The sequence below is a fragment of the Cypionkella sp. TWP1-2-1b2 genome, from assembly GCF_049896245.1.
In the GTDB taxonomy this organism is placed as follows: domain Bacteria; phylum Pseudomonadota; class Alphaproteobacteria; order Rhodobacterales; family Rhodobacteraceae; genus Cypionkella.
The window spans coordinates 119,223-134,594 of record NZ_JAFCTX010000006.1 but is presented as its reverse complement, the minus strand read 5'-3'; the positions used below and the strand labels follow the sequence as shown (position 1 = coordinate 134,594).

Annotated in this window: 10 protein-coding genes; 2 read left to right on the top strand and 8 right to left on the bottom strand. The window is 63.1% G+C overall.

Annotated features, from left to right (window positions below; genetic code table 11):
• Positions 1–70: 70 nt before the first annotated feature.
• The 4 genes from cydC to ACP7AP_RS05675 all read right to left on the bottom strand — a co-directional run bounded on the left by cydC (position 71) and on the right by ACP7AP_RS05675 (position 6,487).
• Entirely contained in the window at positions 71–1,708 is a 1,638-nt protein-coding gene (gene cydC / locus ACP7AP_RS05690; protein ID WP_426033107.1) for a thiol reductant ABC exporter subunit CydC, read from the bottom strand.
• Complete coding sequence (gene cydD, locus ACP7AP_RS05685; protein ID WP_426033105.1) at positions 1,705–3,357, bottom strand: thiol reductant ABC exporter subunit CydD; 1,653 nt, start codon at positions 3,355–3,357, stop codon at positions 1,705–1,707. The genes cydC and cydD overlap by 4 nt, the downstream gene beginning before the upstream one ends.
• Before the next feature lie 177 nt (positions 3,358–3,534).
• Entirely contained in the window at positions 3,535–5,337 is a 1,803-nt protein-coding gene (locus tag ACP7AP_RS05680) for an NAD(P)-binding domain-containing protein (protein WP_426033103.1), read from the bottom strand.
• Between the two features lie 79 nt (positions 5,338–5,416).
• Positions 5,417–6,487, bottom strand: a complete 1,071-nt coding sequence (locus tag ACP7AP_RS05675; RefSeq protein ID WP_426033101.1) for a 2,3-butanediol dehydrogenase — start codon at positions 6,485–6,487, stop codon at positions 5,417–5,419.
• A gap of 262 nt (positions 6,488–6,749) precedes the next feature.
• Here ACP7AP_RS05675 and ACP7AP_RS05670 point away from each other — a divergent pair, with 262 nt between their 5' ends.
• Positions 6,750–8,594 carry a sigma-54-dependent Fis family transcriptional regulator gene (locus ACP7AP_RS05670; protein WP_426033099.1) on the top strand — a complete coding sequence of 615 codons (1,845 nt, stop codon included), beginning with the start codon at positions 6,750–6,752 and terminating at the stop codon, positions 8,592–8,594.
• Between the two features lie 50 nt (positions 8,595–8,644).
• Here the strand turns inward: ACP7AP_RS05670 and ACP7AP_RS05665 are convergent, their stop codons facing one another.
• Entirely contained in the window at positions 8,645–9,250 is a 606-nt protein-coding gene (locus ACP7AP_RS05665) for an RNA-binding protein (RefSeq protein WP_426033097.1), read from the bottom strand.
• 180 nt (positions 9,251–9,430) lie between these two features.
• Entirely contained in the window at positions 9,431–11,854 is a 2,424-nt protein-coding gene (locus tag ACP7AP_RS05660) for a class I SAM-dependent DNA methyltransferase (protein WP_426033193.1), read from the bottom strand.
• A 544-nt stretch (positions 11,855–12,398) separates the two neighbouring features.
• Between ACP7AP_RS05660 and ACP7AP_RS05655 the strand changes: the two genes are divergently transcribed.
• Positions 12,399–13,172, top strand: a complete 774-nt coding sequence (locus ACP7AP_RS05655) for a nitrilase-related carbon-nitrogen hydrolase (RefSeq protein ID WP_426033095.1) — start codon at positions 12,399–12,401, stop codon at positions 13,170–13,172.
• 142 nt (positions 13,173–13,314) lie between these two features.
• On the opposite strand, the gene galE is transcribed toward ACP7AP_RS05655, so the two are convergent.
• A complete protein-coding gene (galE, locus tag ACP7AP_RS05650) occupies positions 13,315–14,301 on the bottom strand; it encodes a UDP-glucose 4-epimerase GalE (protein ID WP_426033191.1) in 987 nt (328 codons plus the stop codon).
• A 97-nt stretch (positions 14,302–14,398) separates the two neighbouring features.
• Positions 14,399–15,367: a hypothetical protein gene (locus tag ACP7AP_RS05645; protein WP_426033093.1), complete on the bottom strand. Its 969-nt coding sequence runs from the start codon at positions 15,365–15,367 to the stop codon at positions 14,399–14,401.
• Positions 15,368–15,372 lie beyond the last annotated feature (5 nt).

The window sequence follows — 15,372 nt, the reverse complement described above, 5'->3', positions numbered from 1 at the left end:
GGACCGATATCGCTTGCTGTTTCAAGCCTGCACCCAATCGCACGGGCTAAGCTATATCACAGATTATAATTTAAGGCAGCATCCGCACAATGTCAGCCCAATCCAGCTCGACAGGGCGATGTGACGCAGTCAGGATCGCGGCATGGGGCAGAGAGCGGCGGATGCCGTGCAGAACGTCGCGGGCGGTGGCGGTATCAAGCCCCTCGGTCGGCTCGTCCAACAGCAGGATCGCGGGGCGGCGCAACAGGGCCCGGGCGATGCTCAGGCGACGGGCTTCGCCGCCGGAAAGGCCCGCGCCACGTGGCCCGAGTTGGGCGTCAAGGCCGCCTTTGGCACGGATGACTTGGTCCAAAGCCACGGCTTGCAGCGCCGCCCACAGCGACGGGTCGTCTGCCTCGGGTGCGGCGAGGCTCAACGCTTGACGGATGCTACCCGCCATCAGGGCGGCGCGTTGCGGGATCAGGGTCAGTTGCGCACGCAGGGCCGTCTCATCCCAGTCGGGCAGTTTGTGGTCGCCCAGCCAGATCGTGCCACTGCTGGGGCGAAGCAGACCTGCGGCAAGCAACAAAGCGGTGGATTTTCCCGCACCGCTGGGGCCGACAAGGGCGAGGGTTTCGCCGGGATGCAGGCTGAAGCTGAGCGGGTGCAGACTGGGGCGGGCAGCATCGGGGCGGTGGTGGCTGACGGCCTCGAAGCGCAGCGTGGTCGCGGTGTGGTTTTGCCCGGTTTGAAGCGCGGGCGCGGACAGGCCCTGCACCACGCGGCGGGCGGCAAGGGTCATCCGGCCCAGTTCAGCCACCGCACGGCGCAGCGGGGATACGGTTTCCGACAAAGCGAGGGCGGCAAAGAAGCCCAGCGCGGCCAGCGCGGGGCTAAGCTGGCCGCGTTGCACCAGCGCCATGCCCAACGCCAAGGCCACCGTCGCCAGCCCGGTGCCAAGGCAAGACAGCGCAAGGCCCGCCCGCCGCTCGACACGGTCTTGCGCAAGGCGGGCGGCTTGCCTGCGGCGGTCTGCAGCCAGAACCGCGGCGGTCTGCGCCGCAAGTTGGCCGTAGATCGCAAGATCACCGCGCGCTTGCACCAGATCTATGACGCGGCTGCGAAAGGCTTGGGCTGCCAGTTCGGCGCGGCGCGAGGGCGCAAAGCCCGCCCTGCCCGCCCAGATCAGCACCACAGCGCCACCACCGACAAAGCCCAACGCCAAGGTGGCGGCAACGCCCACCCCCACCAGCGCCCAAAGCAGCGCAAAAGTAAGCAGTTGCGTCGCGATCCCAGCGATCAGCGGCAGGATCAACCGCAACGGCAGACCATCCAGCGCGTCAATATCGGCGGTGAGACGGTTCAGCATCTGCGGGCCACGCAGACGGCTCAGCCGGTCATAAGGCGCGCGTGTATAGCTTTGCAGCAGGCGCACCCGCAGGGTGGCAAAAGCCCGCAGGGTCGCGTCATGCGTTAAAACCCGCTCGCCATAGCGCGCGGCGGTGCGGCCTAAGGCGAGGAAGCGCACCGAGGCCGAGGGGCGGAACACGTCAAACGATACCCCAACCCCGGCCATCCCTGCCGCAGCGGCAGCGGTGATGAACCAGCCCGATAGCCCCAGCAAGGCGACCCCGGCCAGCAGCACCACCACACCCAGCAAAGCCCCGCGCAACAGCGGAATGCGCTGGTCGCGCCATATCCACAAAAACACCTGCCAAAGGGCCTTCATACCGGCGCCTCCAGCCGGATCACCCGGCCCATCCGGGCGGCCAGCGCCTCGTCATGGGTGGCGATGATCAGGCTGCACCCAGAAGCCGCCAGCGTCAGCAGACCTGCGGTGACGGTCTCGGCGGTAAGCGCATCCAGATCGGCGGTCGGCTCATCGGCCAGCAGCACTTCGGGGCGGGCGTGCAGGGCGCGGGCAAGGGTCAGTCGGCGCGCCTCGCCGCCCGAAAGCCCACCACCGCCCTCGCCCAGCCGGGTTGCCAGACCCTGCGGCAGCCCTGCGATCACATCTTGCATCGACACCGCCCGCAGCACGGTGGCCAGATCGCCGGACCGCCCGAGGCTGAGGTTATGCCGCAGGCTGGCGTTCAGAAAATGCGGCTGTTGTGGCATCCAGCCCAATCCCGCGCGCCAGCTATCGGCGGTCTGATCATTCAACGGCTGGCCCGCAACCCGGATGTGCCCCGCTTCAGGTTGCAGCATCCCGGCGAGCAACCGTAACAAAGTGGTCTTGCCAGCACCACTTGGCCCGAGCAGCGCGAGTGTCTCGCCTGCGGCAAGGCTGAAATCCGGCAGGGTCAGCACATGCTGTCCAAGCCGCACCCTCAGCCCCGTGGCGACGATATCCGCAGGCCCGGCCAACCGCGCCGCAGCAGCGCCCTGCCCCAGCAGCGGCGGATCGGTGCGCCGCTGCCATTCGTCCCATTCCACAGCCACCGCCAGTGCCGCCGCGCGGTCATGCCATGCGGCGGACAGATCGCGCAGCGGTTGGTAGAACTCGGGGGCGAGCAGCAGCAGGAAGATACCAGCGGCGGGGGTCAAAGGTGTGGCATAGCTGCCGAACCCCAGCAGGCCCAACAGCGAAAACCCGACATAGACCGCCACCATCGCAACCCCGATGGCGGCAAACAGCTCCAACACCGCCGAGGACAAAAACGCCACCCGCAGCACTGCCATGGTTTGCGCACGCAGACGGTCGGCAGCTTCGGCAAAGCTGTGCGCCACGGCCTCACCCGCGCCCAGCAACCGGATATCCAGCAGGGCTTGCAGGCGCTCGACCAGCAGATCGTTCAGGCTGCCGATCTCGGCCATCTGGCGCTGGCTGGCGGTTTGCGCAGCCCACCCGATCAGCGCCATGAACACCGGGATCAGCGGGCCGGTGATCAGAAAGATCACCCCCACCGCCCAGGATTGCCAGAACGCCAGCGCGAGGATCAGCGCGGGGACCAGCATCACCCGCGCCCGCGCCGGGGCGTAGCGGCTGACATAGGGCAACAGCGCGTCCAGCTTTTCGGCGGCGAGGGCGGCGATAATGCCTGCTGCGGGGCCGTCACTGCGGCACGCCTCGCGCGCCACAATCGCCGCCCGGCACTGGCTGGTGACGCGCAGACCTGCGGTGAAGGCAATGCCCTCGGCCCAGTGGTTCAAAAGCGCGCGCAGCACCCCCAATAAGGCAAATCCGGCGGCATAGGACCAAAGCGGCGCGGCATCGGTCAGCAATCCAGCCAGCGCACCTGCCACCAAAGCAGCTTGCAACGGCCAGATCAGCGCCGCCAGCCCCGCCAAAACCGCCGCCCGACGCAGCGCGCGCCGCTCGGGGCCTATCAACTCGGCCAGCTCTGTGGCTGTTGCCTGATCGTCCTGCCGCGTCATATCCGCCCTGCCTTTGACCCTGCGATGCCTAATCTGTGGTGCAGCTTAGAGCAACGCAATCCGGCCCGTGCAGGGCTGCCTGCGGCAATCGGTCTGAATGATCGGGGCTGGATCGGCAGAAGGATCGGGCGCTAGGATCACCCAACCGTCACCCGAAAACGGCGGTTGGGCTTACACTCAGCGCAGATGGTGCGGCGGCTCCAGCCCCCAGACCGAGGTGTCCAAGCCAACATGACGCGCCTTCAGTTGCAAGGCGAGATAGCGCGAATAATGCCGCGATTGGTGCAGGTTGCCGCCGTGAAACCACAGGCCGGGCTGCATCGTCGGCTTCCACATGTTGCGCTGCTCACCCTCCCACGGGCCGGGGTCTTTGGTGGTATCGGACCCAAGCCCCCAGCATTTGCCCACCTTATCCGCCACTTCCTGACTGATCAGATCGGCAGCCCAGCCGTTCATCGAGCCATACCCCGTGGCATAAACCACCAGATCGGCGGCCAGTTCGGTGCCATCGTCCAGCACCACAGCGCTTTCCGACAGATGGCTGATACCCTTGCCCGATTGCAGCTTGATCGAGCCGTCGATGATCAGATCACAGGCCCCCCCATCAATGTAATAGCCCGACCCCCGCCGCAGGTATTTCATGAACAAACCGGACTCGTCATCGCCAAAATCCAACTGGAACCCGGCCTTTTCCAGCGCCGCATAAAACCCCGCGTCGCGCTTCTTGATCTCGTCATATTGCGGCACATGGAAGCCCGCCATGATGCCATACGGCACCGAGGCAAAGATCATATCGGCCTTGTCATGCGTGATGCCATTCGCCACCGCCTGTTCGGAATAAAGCCCGCTTAGGCAAACATCCATCAGACTGTCGGATTTGACGATATGGGTGGAAGATCGCTGCACCATCGTCACATCCGCGCCGTTCTCCCACAGCGCCGCACAAATATCATGCGCCGAGTTATTGGCCCCGATCACCACCACCTTCTTGCCACGATAGCCATCCGGGCCGGGGTGCTGGCTGGAATGTTGCTGCTCGCCTTTGAAGACATCCTGCCCCTTAAAGACCGGCACATTGGCCTTGCCCGACATCCCGGTGGCAAGCACAAGCTGTTTTGGGTGCAGGATAACCTGCTTCCCGTCGCGCAGCACGGTAACGGTCCATTCACCCTTCGCCTCATTATAACTGGCGGATGTGGCGGTGGTAGAGGACCAGTAATTCAGCTCCATCACCTTGGTGTACATCTCCAGCCAATCGCCGACCTTGTCCTTCGGCGCGAACACCGGCCAATTTTCGGGGAACGGGATATAGGGCAAATGATCATACCAAACCGGATCATGCAGGCAGAGCGATTTGTAGCGGTTGCGCCACTGATCGCCGGGGCGGGGGTTCTTGTCGATCACGATGGTCGGCACCGACAACTGCCGCAACCGCGCAGCCAAAGCTATGCCGCCCTGCCCGCCGCCGATCACCAGCACATAGGGCTGATCGGCGTAGCCCAGCCGTGCGGCCTCATCCTCACGGTTTTCCTTCCACGTCTTGCGCATCGGATCATGGCCATGCTCGGCCCCCATCGGGCGGCGCAGCTTGCGCGGTTCTTCATGGCCCTTGAGTTCATGCAGCGTGGTCAGCAGCGTCCAGATCTTGCCGTCTTTCATCCGAATATAGCCCTGACCGCGCCCGCTGGCGGTTTCCAGCAGCAGCCAGCCTTCGGTGACTCCATCGGCGTCACTGACCGCTTCACCGGGGTCAAGGGCCAGCGATTTCGGCGCGATTTTCGGCAGTTGCGCCTTGGTCATCGCCGCAATCTGCGCGCGGCCCTCGCAGGTTTTCAGATTCCAAGTGAAGGCGGCCAGATCGCGCCAATAGCCGGTTTCCAGAAACAACCCGGCCACCGCAGCACCGTCCTGCGCCACCAGCGCGCGATTCAGATCGGCCACTAGGGCTGCGAGTGCGCCCTGAGGGGTATTATCAAGCATATGGTTTCCTCCCTTTTACTTTCATATTGAAGTGCCGCGCGCGGGCCCTCCCAGACCTGTCAGTCGCACGGCGGTTAGGTCATCCGAGATCAATCAGAATTTTCAACTGCGTTCCGACGGGGTCGAGCAAAACGTCAAAGCCCTGCGTCACGGCCTCATCCAACCGGATTTTCTTCGTCACCACCTTCATCGCCGGAATCGCTCCGCTTGCGATCAGGTCGATCACCCGCGGCCAAAGATGGGTCGGATAGGCCCAAGAGCCGCGAATATCGACATCCTTGAAGGTTTCATTGTGCCAGTTGATCGCCGAATTGCCCGGATGCAAACCAACCTGCACGATGGTGCCCTGCTTGCGCACAGCGTCAAGGCAGCTTTGCAGCGCCTTTTCATTGCCGACACATTCCAGCGCCACATCGCAGCCAACGCCGCCTTCGGTCTGCGCGCGGATCACAGCCCCAATATCGTCGCGCTTGGGGTTCAGAGTGATCACTTCGGGCAGGATACCCCGCGCCAGTTCCAGCCTTGTGTCGTTCAGATCGGACAGAAACAGCTTGGTGGCCCCAAAGGCCTTGGCGGCCAGCAGGGTCAGCATCCCAATCGGCCCGGCCCCGGTGATCAGCACCGAGTGACCCGCCGAAACCTGCCCGCGATCACAGGCATAAACCGCGACGGCGGTGGGCTCGACCAAGGCGGCTTCTTCATCACGCATCGCATCGGGGATTTTCACCACGTTGTAATCGTTCAGCAAAGCGGCCTCGGCCATGCCGCCTGAAATCCAGCTTAACCCCGCCAGTGCCAGATTTTCGCTGAGATGAAACAAGCCGCGATCGGCGAAATAATCCCCGGCGCGCGGCATGATAAGCGGTTGCACCGAGACCCGATCCCCGACCTGCACATGGGCAACGCCCGCGCCCACGGCGGTCACCACACCGCCAAACTCATGGCACAAAACCTGCGGCAGCATGGCCTTGGTGAACGGATGCGGCGCGGATGGAATAAAGATCGGACCGTAAGCATATTCATGCAGATCGGTGCCGCAGATGCCGACGAAACGGTTGCGGATCACCACCTGCCCCGGTCCGGGGGCCGGAACAGCGTCGATATCCTCAATCCGCAAATCCTTGGCGGCGTGGAAACGTAAGGCTTTCATTCTGGTCCTCCCTCAACTTGCAGACAGAGTGGCCCTGCGACACCCCACACCAAACCGCCAAAACCACATCAAACGATTTCAGCACCTTAGCCCGCCCCCCTGTTGCACCCCTGCACACACCTGTTGCACCCCCGTGCAACAGGTGCGCGCGCAGCATGGCGGAATGCTGCGCCATGCAGACGGCTGGGTTATGCAATCGGAAATTGTCGGCTAGGATCACCTCTGCCGCCCCCATCAAAAGGGGTGCGAGGTTGGAGGGCCGATGCAGACCGATATCGAGCATATCCGCGAAATCGAGGCTGCCGCCCGCCACGGCAGCGGCAGCCGTGATCCGCTGGTGGTGCAAAGCTGGCTGCGTTGTCTCGACAAGCACGGCCTTGACCCCACCGCGCGGGCCGAGGCCTATATCCTGCCCGACACCGCCCTGCGCCAGCACCGCGAACGCTCGGCAGACCTGATCTCCATCGCGCGCTCTGGCATTGACGATCTGTACAAGCTGGTCGCCGGGCAGAACTATGTCTTGCTGCTGTCGGACCGCGACGGCGTGACGGTGGAATATCTCGGCGAGGATAGCCAAAAGCAAGACCTGCGCCGCAGCGGCCTTTACATGGGCGCGGAATGGTCCGAGGCGCGGGCGGGCACCTGCGCGCTGGGGGCCTGCATTGAAACCGGTGAGCCGCTGATCATCCACCAAAGCGATCATTTCGATGTCACCCATGGCGGGCTGTCCTGCACTGCCGCACCAATCTATGACACCGCGGGCAGCTTGGCTGCGGTCCTGGATATCTCGCTGCTGTCATCCCCCCTTGCACGCGCCAGCCAGTTCCTTGCGCTGAACCTTGTGCGCCAGACTGCAAGGCGGATCGAGATGGCCAATATCATGGCCGAAAGCCGCTCGGATTGGGTGCTGCGGCTGGCCAGCAGCCCGGATTTTCTCGATGTCGATCCCGAGGCGGCGCTGACCTTGGATGCAGGCGGCCATGTGATTGGGATGACCAATGGGGCTGCCCGGTTGATGGCCCGCACGCTGTCGCGCGATTGGCGCAAGGGGCAGGGCCTGATCGGGCGGCATGTGTCCGAGGTGTTCGAGCTTGGCCTAGATACGCTCGAAGGCCTGACCCGCCAACGCGCCGCACGCGATCGCCTGATCCAGACCCGCGACGGCTACCGCCTGTTCGCCCATGCCATCGAGCCGCGCCGCATCCCCCAACCGCAACGCCCAAGCAACCCGGCGATCCCCCCCGCCCTGCGCGCTTTGGCGGGCGATGATCCCACGATGCGGGCGCTGCTTCACCGGGCGGCGACACTGGCACCGGGGCAGATGCCGCTGCTGATCACCGGGGCAAGCGGTTCGGGCAAATCCAGCCTTGCGCAGGCGATCCATGCGGTCAGCCGCCACGGCCCCTGCATCACGGTCGCCTGCGAAAGCCTGACCGAGGATGAGGCGGCGGTGCTGTTTGGCCGTGGTGATCCGCGTGGCCACAGTCCCGGCCTGATTGATGCCGCCGAGGGTGGCACGCTGCTGCTGGAGAACCTTAATGAGTTGCCGCCCCGCTTGCAAGCCCGCCTGCTGACGCTGATTGCGGCGGGCAGCTATCGCCCGGTCGGGGCCTTGCGAGAGCGCCGCTCGAACGCGCGGATCGTAGCCACGCTTGGCACCGATCCGCAAACCGGCATCCGGCCAGACCTTTTGCACCGCTTGGCGGGGGCGGCGCTGCATCTGCCCGCCATCCGGCAGCGGCAGGATTTGATCGCGCTGGCCGAGCGGCTGTTCGCCCGCGCCTTTGGTGTGCAGGTCAGCTTTGACGCGCAAGCCGCGGCACAGCTTGCGGCGCAAGACTGGGGCGGCAATCTGCATCAGATGGCGGCGCTGGCGGCAACTTTGGCCGCCAGTTACCCGCCGCAGGCAGGGGCTGTCACTTTGGGCCGCGCCGATCTGCTGCCGCATCTGCCGGGGGTCGCATCCGACAGCACCACCGGGCCCGCGCTGTTGCAGCATCTGCTGGCAGCACAGGGCTGGAACGTCTCTGCTGTCGCCCGCCTGATGGGGGTGGATCGCAGCACGGTGCATCGCCAGATTCTGCGCTTTGGTCTGCGCCGCAGCTAATCTTACGGCCCCAGAATCCTATGGCCCCACAAACCTATGGCCCGAGAAACCTACGGCCCCAGAAACCGCCCGCCGTCGGCGCGGCTGGCGTACCCCAGCGCGGCAAGGCTTTCCAGCAGAGGTTGCACCGAGGTGGTGCGGGCGCGGGCGAAGTGGCGGGCGATCTGGTCGGGGGTGGCCTCGCCCATCGCGGAAAGCGCCGCGCGGACGGCGGCGATTTGCTCGGGCATGGTTTTCGGCCAAGGGGCTTTGTCGGTGGATACCGCGGGGCCGATGTCCATCGCGGTCTGTTCGCCCTGCGTTGTGGCGGTTTGGCCTGCGGGATTTTGATACTCGGGGCGCAGCCAGCGGATTTGGCCGCTGGCTTCCTCTGTCGCGCGGGTGCGGTTCAGGGCGACAAGGTGGTGCAGGATTTCATCGTCGGACAGCGCGGCGGGCCAGCCGTAGGCTTCGGCCACGGCGGCGTCGATCTGGTCGTGCAGATCCCGCAGGATGCCGATCAGGCCCTGGTCGTAGGTTTCCTTATCGCGCCCCTCAATCCGTTCCCCCGCGCGGAGTTTTTCGAGACAGTTATACATCGCCGTCAGCGTCAGCTTGGGGTGCAACGCCTGCTGCCGCTTGCGATGCGCATCAAGGTCTTCACCGAGTTGCCGCAACCGGGCCTTCAGCGGCGCGGAGGGGGCTGGGAAGGGGAAGGGGTCGAAGCAGATTGAATTATTGTATCGCGGATCATTTCCGACACCCATCCAACCACACGTCGCTAGCGAGAATGTGGAATGTTGGCGTGAAGAAAGGATGGCGAGCAGGCTCGCATCATTTGAACCCACAATGACAACTTAACTTTCAGGCAAATCCAAAGTGCTCCAAAACTGGAAAATTCGATGTTTTGCAGTTCGAGAGGTTACAATGGTATACTCTAAATCAGCCGTTGCGCTGCGAAAGCTTCTGCCCGGATCACCAAACACCCACCAATTCTCTCTACGCCAATCCATGTCGTTTTCATCTCGAACGGGCTTAACCGTGTCGCGGACGTGCTGATACAGCCTTGGATATTTGCGTCGCGCCTCTGCTTCACTCAGGCCCCAAAAGTCGATAACCCATCTACGCCGATGAAGTTGTGTCATATCGTAGCCACCCAAGAATGGCCGAATGACGCGCTTTGTCTCAGCATCGGTGCCTTGGGCATGTTCGACAGCAAATTGTCGCGTAACAAGAAATCCTTTCCCAATCAAGAATGCACCTCTCGCCGAAAGCCCAAGGTTGGCTTTCAGTGGCTTGGCTTTCAGCACATCCGCCCCCACCCGCAAATCGGCGAAGATCGTGCCTTCGACCATGCTCAGCACCACATCGCGGCCCTCGTTGGCGTCGGCGATTTTTGACTCCGACGCCACGGTGAACAAGCGGCCCTCACTGCGACCCTTCTCGGCCACGGTCATTGCAATCCGCACCGCAGCCCCATCGCCCGCATCAACCCAAGGGTGGTCAGGGATGGCAAAGATCAGGCTGGCCGGGGTTTTTGCATCGTTCAGATGCGTCTCCAGCACCTTGCGGTTAAAGGTTTGCCGCAAGGAATTGGTGGTGATTAGCCCAAAGCGGCGGCAGCCCTTACCCTTCGCCGGGGCATAGGCGCGGGCGGCCAAAGCTGCCTTCTCCCACCAGAACATCACGAAATCAGCGCTATCCGGCACCTTCGGATAGGCCGCCCGGATCGCCTCGGTATAGCCATCGCCCAAAGCGTCGCGCATCCGGCTGGCGCCAATAAACGGCGGATTGCCGATGATAAAATCGGCCTCGGGCCATTTCGCCGGGCGGGGTTTGATGTAATCCCAGACTTGGGTGCGCGCAGTTGGATCAGGCACCCGCTCGCCGGTGACATTATGCACAATGGTGCCGATGCCATCCCAGCGCGTCACCAGCCCGCCATTGGCATCGCGGCGCTCTCGGCGCGCATCCCAATCCAGCACGGCATCGCGGTTCTCGATATTCTTGAAGTCGCGCAGAACAGGCTCGGCGGGGCTGGCCTTGCCATAGGTGCGGAAATGCCATTGCAGATAGCCGATCCACAGCACCAATTCAGCCACCGCAGCGGCCCACGGGTTCAACTCCAGCCCCAGAAACTGATGCGGATCAACGGTGTGGCCGGCCAGCCCCAAGGCGGCCTGATCCTGCCCCAGATCGCGCAGCAAGGCGATCACCTCGCCCTCAAGACGTTTCATCAGCTCTAGCGCGACATACAGGAAGTTGCCGGAACCACAGGCCGGATCAAGCACGCGAATCTCGCACAGGCGGCGGTGGAAGGCCTCGACCGTGGCGCGGGCGTCCTTGAGGTTGTCTTGGGTGGCATAGGTCAGCGCCGAGGCCTGCACATCGCGCCAATCGGCCCGCAAAGGCTCCATCACCGTCGGGCTGACAAGGCGTTCGACATAAGCGCGCGGGGTGTAATGCGCGCCCAGCTTGTGGCGCTGGCGTTTGTCCAAGGCCCGCTCCAGCAGGGTGCCAAAGATCGCGGGTTCGACCTCACGCCAGTTGTGGCTGGCGGCCTCAATCAACAGGCCGAGTTGCAGGGCATTGAGCGGCAGCGCGGTGGCGTGTTTGAACAGAAACCCGTTGAATTCCTTAAGTTTTGTCAGCAGGGTTTCTGATTTTCCACCCTTGTCCATGGCGCGGAAAAGCCCAGTCAAAACCGTATCGGCCATATCGGGCGTGCCACGCAGGCGCTTGAGAAGGTCGGTGAAACTGTTTTTCGGGATCAGTTCGACATCCTCGGCAAACATGGTGAACAGGCAGCGCATCAGGAAGGTGGCGACGTCTTCGGGCGCATGGCCCTGCCCCTCAAAGGATTTCCCCAGTTCCGCCAGATGCCCCGCCACCTTGCGGGTGACCTGCGCGCTGATCTTGGCGGGATCAAGCGACACCGGATCGTTCCAGAGCGCAATCAGCCGGGCGCGCACCTCGGGGTTGTGCAGATCGTCCAAGCTGATCCGATAGCGGTTGCCATCGGGAAACTGGGTATAGCCCTGACCTTGCCGCGAGAAATCGGCATAAACTTCAATGACATGACCAACATCGACCACCAGCAAAAACGGCGGCCAGCCATCTTCTTTCGCCACCGCACGGGCATAGCGATCGGCCTGATTGCGGGCGCGCAGCATGGTGTCATCCCATTTCGCCGAGCCACGCCGCGCATGGCCCTTCTGGGTAATCGCCGCGTCGTCCAGCAGGGAAAGCGGGGCGGCATCGGTGCCCTGCTTGGCCTCCAGAATGAAACATCCGCGGCGATAAAGGTCGATGCGGCCCCGGCTGATCGCTCCGGTATGGGTGAAGCTGACCGGGCGCTCAAAACGGTAGTCGTTGTTCTGGCCATCGCTGGTGGCGGGTTTGGGGGTTCAACCCCCAACAGCCGGGTCAGTTCGCCCGCAAAGCTGGGGAAATTCGCCATCTCACTGCCGCCAGAGGGTTTCCAGCGCTGGATAAAGTCTGCAACGGCGTCTGACATACTCACCCTGATCTGCAATGCACGTCCCGGCACCTTAGCGGCTGTGTGCAAGGCTTCAACGCCAATCAGCACCCAGCCGATAGGGCGTAACCAAAGCGGCACAGGTTTCTTCGCAAACCCGTTGACCGCGCTTGATATTTGGCTGGCGCAGCTCTCGGCCATCCGCGCCTGCACCTGGGCGCTAGCGGGCGACGGGGCGGTCTTCACCGCTGGGCTGACTGCGCTCGGTGAAATAGGTACTGCTGCTGGGGGTGACACGGCAAGCGCTGCGCGCCATGATGCGGCCAAACCAAAGCAGGAGCCCTTTGATGCCCGATGTTCGTCTTGCGCTGATGCAAGCCCCCTCACCCGCTGGAGATTGCGCGGCGGCCTTTGCGGCGGTCGAGCGTGGTTTGCGCGCGGCGGGGGCTGCGGGTGCTGACATGCTGGTGGTGCCGGAAAGTTTCGCGCCAGGCTATAACAGTGATGCGATTGCAGAGTTGGCGCTGCTGCATGGCGGGGCTTGGCAGGACCGTCTGGCCGAAGCCTGTCGCGCGGCGGGATGTGGGCTGGTGTTTGGCTATGCCGAGCGCGACAGTGATATAGTGTACAACGCCGCTTTGGCCTTGGGGCCCGATGGCGCGGAACTGGCGCATTACCGCAAAATCCAGCCTTATGGCCCACGAGAGGCCGCGATTTACCGACCGGGAGATGCCTATGTCACCTTTGATCTGGCCGGGCACAAAGCCGCACTTCTGATCTGCTATGACGTTGAATTTGCCCCCCATATCGCGGCTTTGGCGGCGATGGGCGTCACGGTTCTGCTGGTGCCAACCGCCAATATGCTGCCCTATACCCATGTGATGCGCGCCACCGTGCCCGCGATGGCGGCCAACCACGCGATGACGATTGTTTACGCCAATTATTGCGGCGTGGAGGGCGATTTGACCTATGCGGGCGCATCGTTGATCGTCGGCGCCGATGGCGAGGTGTTGGCGCAAGCCGGGATGGGTCCGGCGTTGCTGGTCGCAGATGTGCCGCAGGTGGCGGCTGCGCGGCTGTCAAGCCAAGCGCGCGATTATCGGGCGATCGGGCAAGGCTAAAATAACAAAGCGTTACCCATGATAATCGCCTCATATCGCGCAATACCACAACATATTGTGGAAAATGGCTTTGAAACTGTGCGAATACACAAGTCATTCCCAGCGGGGAAGACGAACTGACGCTATGCTCTGCAAGCCACTTTTAGCGCAGAAAGCCAGGTTTCTGGCTCCAACCCAGCGCATCGCGGATCATCTCGGGCAGGGTGGAACGCGCAGGCTGCCACCCCAGTTCAGCACGGGCGCGGTCAGAGCCTGACACCAGCGCCGCCGCATCGCCTGCCCGACGCGGGCCTTGAATGATCGGCACATCGCGGTTGGTCACAACACGGCTGGCGTCAATCACTTGCCGGACCGAAAAGCCATGCCCGGCGCCAAGGTTGAAGGCGCGGTTGCCGCGACCCTCCAGCAGCCAGTTCAGCCCCTTCACATGCGCCTCGACCAGATCCATCACATGCACATAATCCCGCACGCAAGTGCCATCCGGCGTCGGATAATCCTGGCCAAACACCGTCAGCGCCGGGCGGCGGCCTTCGATGGCATCCAGCATCAGCGGGATCAGATGGGTTTCCGGGCGGTGCTGTTCGCCGACTTCCGCCTCGGGGTCAGCGCCTGCGACGTTGAAATAGCGGAAGATCACATGGTTCAGCCCGTAAGCCGCACCAAAATTCTTCAGAATTTCCTCGATGGCCTTTTTCGAGGCACCATAGGAATTGATCGGATGCTGCGGCGTGTCTTCATCCAGCAGCACGCCGTCTTGGTCGCCATAGGTCGCGCAGGTCGAGGAGAACACGAAATTCATACAGCCCGCCGCCACCGCGGCCTCCACCAGATTGAGCGAGCCATTGACGTTGGTGCGCCAATACCGCCCCGGATCGCTCATCGACTCGCCAACCAGCGACAGGGCAGCGAAATGCATCACCGCAATGGGGCGATAGCGCAGGAAAGCCGCGTCGATCTGGGCACGGTCCAGCAGATCACCCTGCACAAACGGCCCGAATTTCACCGCCTCCGCCCAGCCGGTTGACAGGTTGTCAAACGCCACCGGCACAAAGCCCGCCTGTGCGAGAACCTTGCAGGCATGCGCGCCGATATAGCCCGCGCCCCCCGTCACCAACACATGCTTTTGCATCATCCGCTTTCGCCCATCGCCAGCCAATGCCTCGACTAAATGAGGGTTTTAGCGCCAAGGTCCAGCGCAATCGCCGAGACTTCGGGCAAATTTGACGTCACGCTGCGGCTGTTTCTACCGGATCGGCGCTAAGGCTGCTCAACTGCGCCAGCAGCGCCCCGGCCATCGCCGCAGGCACACAGGCGAGCGCATCGGCGACGAAGGTGGTGTGGAAATCGAGCCGCTTCAGATGGATAAAGCGGTGATAATGGATCAGCCGGGCCTTTTTCGCGCGGCTCAGCTTCAAGCGATCCGCGATAGAGAAGTTCCACAACTCATGTAGCACCTGATAGGAATAGCCGAACCGCTTCATGGTCAGCGGCAGCGTGATCTGATCCAGCCATGGCCGCTTGCCCTTGATCGGGCAGCCATGGTCAAAGTCGATGGCGGTCTGCAACCAGTCTTGCGCAAAATTCGTGGTCGAACCGGGGCGCGGCAGGTCGCTAAAGCTGACAAAGCCGCCGTTGAAATAAGGCAGATAGTCCAGCTGCCGCCCCCGCGTCAGTTGCACCCGATCCTGCGGCAACGGCAGGCCAAAGAAATCATAGGCGCGTGGCCATTTGTCGGGTTCTTTTCCCCAAGTCGGCAGGCCCTCGGGCACCACCGCCACTGCATTGGGATCGGCCAGATCAAGCCCGGTCAGCGAGCCAAGGCAGACCACATCGGTGTCAATGAACAGACTGCGGGTTGAGCTGCGCGGCGCCGCACAGGCAAGGATTTTGTTGCCGTGCGGATAGGGCTTGGCCCAAATCCCGTCAGCCGAAGGCAAGGGTCGCACCTGCACACCACAATGTTCGAAAAGCGCCCGTGTCACCTCTGTCAGACTGTCTGCCGAGCGCGGCGAGACATAGGCGATCAGGTCAACCTTACTGCGGTCAGGGTGATGCTTGGCCAAAGACGCGGCCAGCAGCAAGGACTGCGCCTCAAGCCCCATACCATCCACCACGAACAGGATCGACTCTTTGGCATCCACCATCTGCACCACCTCACCTGCACCAACCTTGCCAGAGCCTGTCACCCCCGGCAAAGCTT

What these genes read in the sequence shown, in the direction of transcription:
- cydC (WP_426033107.1), bottom strand. Translation starts at nt 1,708, where the DNA reads ATGAAGGCCCTTTGGCAGGTGTTTTTGTGGATATGGCGCGACCAGCGC.
- cydD (WP_426033105.1), bottom strand. Translation starts at nt 3,357, where the DNA reads ATGACGCGGCAGGACGATCAGGCAACAGCCACAGAGCTGGCCGAGTTG.
- ACP7AP_RS05680 (WP_426033103.1), bottom strand. Translation starts at nt 5,337, where the DNA reads ATGCTTGATAATACCCCTCAGGGCGCACTCGCAGCCCTAGTGGCCGAT.
- ACP7AP_RS05675 (WP_426033101.1), bottom strand. Translation starts at nt 6,487, where the DNA reads ATGAAAGCCTTACGTTTCCACGCCGCCAAGGATTTGCGGATTGAGGAT.
- ACP7AP_RS05670 (WP_426033099.1), top strand. Translation starts at nt 6,750, where the DNA reads ATGCAGACCGATATCGAGCATATCCGCGAAATCGAGGCTGCCGCCCGC.
- ACP7AP_RS05655 (WP_426033095.1), top strand. Translation starts at nt 12,399, where the DNA reads ATGCCCGATGTTCGTCTTGCGCTGATGCAAGCCCCCTCACCCGCTGGA.
- galE (WP_426033191.1), bottom strand. Translation starts at nt 14,301, where the DNA reads ATGCAAAAGCATGTGTTGGTGACGGGGGGCGCGGGCTATATCGGCGCG.